Below are 2,062 nucleotides of genomic sequence, written 5' to 3' on the forward strand. Positions count from 1 at the left end.
TTGTCGCGCGCAGTTATAAATTGATACAGCAACGCAGTTAGGAGTTGATACACCTCGTTGTAGGGTTGCTCCTTTTGGGCGGCCCGTGATCAGCTACGAGGAGTACATGGAAATCGAGATTCTGCGTCGCCAGGGAAACAGCCTCCGGGACATCGCGGTCGAGACCGGCATGGCAGTCAACACCGTAAGAAAGTATCTGGAATCAGGTCCGCCGCTGCGTAAGGCCCGTCAGCCTGTCGCCGGCAAGCTTGCGCCGTTCAAAGGGTATCTGCAGGAACGCGTTGAAGCAGCGAAGCCGGACTGGATTCCCGCGACGGTGCTCAAGCGGGAGATTGAGGAGCGCGGCTACACGGGCGGGTTACGCCGCGTGCAGGAGTATCTACAGAAGCTTCGACCCACTGCACGCCCCGACCCGGTGGTGAGATTCGAGACAGAGCCGGGGCATCAGATGCAGATGGACTGGATTGAGTTTCGTAAGCCGGGGCACAAACTCGGTATGCTCGCGGCGTTCGTTGCGACGTTGGGCTACAGCCGCGTCAGCTACGCGGAATTTGTCACCGACATGCGCATCGAAACGCTACTGGCTTGCCACGTGCGGGCATTTGAAGCATTCGGCGGCGTCACGAGAGAAATCGTTTATGACAATATGAAAACGGTGATCTTGAAACGCGATGCCTATGGCAAAAAGCAGCACCGATATCATCCGGGGTTCGCTGACTTCGCCAAACACCATGGGTTCGTACCTCGCGTGTGCAAGCCATACCGCGCGAAGACGAAGGGCAAGGTCGAGCGTATGAACGGATATCTGCGCTACAGCTTCTGGGTCCCGTTGGTTTCAATGCTCAAACAGGCAGGGCTCACAGCCGACTGCGGCCTGTGCAATGAGCGCGTCAGACTGTGGTTGCGCGACGTCGCCAACGTCCGTGTGCACGGCACTACCAAACGGGTTCCGGCCGAGGTGTTGATCGAGGAGCGGCCGCATCTTCTGCCACTGCCGGCACCCTACGTGGGGCGATCGGTTAGAACGGGCGCGACGCCACATCAGCAACCGAAACCAGCATCACGGTACGTGAGCTCGGAGTGGAACAAACCGTTGCAGCACCCGTTGTCGGTCTACGATGCGTTCAGCCGCGCACAGGAGGTAAGCGCATGACGCCACAGCTCGAACGACTGACTGTGTTGTGCAAGCAGCTTAATCTGCTGCACTTGCCGACACAGATTGCGCACCTCGGCCAGATGGCCGCGAAACGCGAGCTCGGCTATCTCGACTTCCTCGAACAGGCCTTGAAGGATGAAGCGATGGCACGCGCGGAGCGAATGCGCCGGATGCTGACGCGTCTGGCTGGCTTCCCGGCAATCAAGACGCTTGATGAATTCGACTTCGAGTTTGCGCTCGGCGTACCGAAAGCTCTGGTTCTCGAACTCGGCAGTCTTGCCTTTGTGGAGCGTGCCGAGAATGTCGTGCTCCTCGGACCCAGTGGCGTTGGCAAAACCCATCTTGCTGTCGCGCTCGGATATCGTGCAACGCAGGCCGGGTTTCGCACCCGCTTCATTACTGCCGCCGATCTGTTGATGCAATTGACGACAGCGTTGCGACGTAACCAGCTGGAGGAAACCATCAAGCGGATCACGAAGCCCTACAAGCTTCTCATCATTGACGAGATGGGATACCTACCCATGGACCGGGAGCAGGCGAACCTGCTCTTCCAGGTGGTCGCCAAACGGTACGAAACCGGCAGTCTCATCCTGACCAGCAATCTGCCGTTCGGTCAGTGGGACCAGACCTTCGCCGACGATGCAACGCTCACGGCGGCGCTCCTCGACCGGCTCCTTCATCACGCACACGTCGTGCCGATCTCCGGCGACTCGTACAGGCTGAAGGAAAAACGTCAGGCCGGCATGATCAACCGCATCCCACCGCCGCACCTAAACGACGCGGACGACGTCAAACGCAAACGCAATTCGAAGGAGGCAGCACTCAGCTAATAACCGTATACGCAGGTGTATCAAATTCAAATTGCGTTTGCGTCCGAAGCTGTATCAACTTGAGATTGCGTTTGAC

Annotated in this window: 2 protein-coding genes; both read left to right on the forward strand. The window is 58.2% G+C overall.

The genetic code is table 11. The annotated features are described in order from the left end of the window. The first annotated feature begins 85 nt into the window (after window positions 1-85). Window positions 86-1,153 (forward strand): IS21 family transposase, encoded by a 1,068-nt coding sequence (istA, locus tag BCA01S_RS34170; RefSeq protein WP_027780681.1) that lies wholly within the window; start codon window positions 86-88, stop codon window positions 1,151-1,153. Further along, a complete protein-coding gene (istB, locus tag BCA01S_RS34175) occupies window positions 1,150-1,986 on the forward strand; it encodes an IS21-like element helper ATPase IstB (protein WP_027780682.1) in 837 nt (278 codons plus the stop codon). Before istA ends, istB begins: the two co-directional genes overlap by 4 nt. Window positions 1,987-2,062 lie beyond the last annotated feature (76 nt).

The organism is Paraburkholderia caledonica NBRC 102488 (assembly GCF_000685095.1).
GTDB classification, from domain to species: domain Bacteria; phylum Pseudomonadota; class Gammaproteobacteria; order Burkholderiales; family Burkholderiaceae; genus Paraburkholderia; species Paraburkholderia caledonica.

What these genes read in the sequence shown, in the direction of transcription:
- istB (WP_027780682.1), top strand. Translation starts at nt 1,150, where the DNA reads ATGACGCCACAGCTCGAACGACTGACTGTGTTGTGCAAGCAGCTTAAT.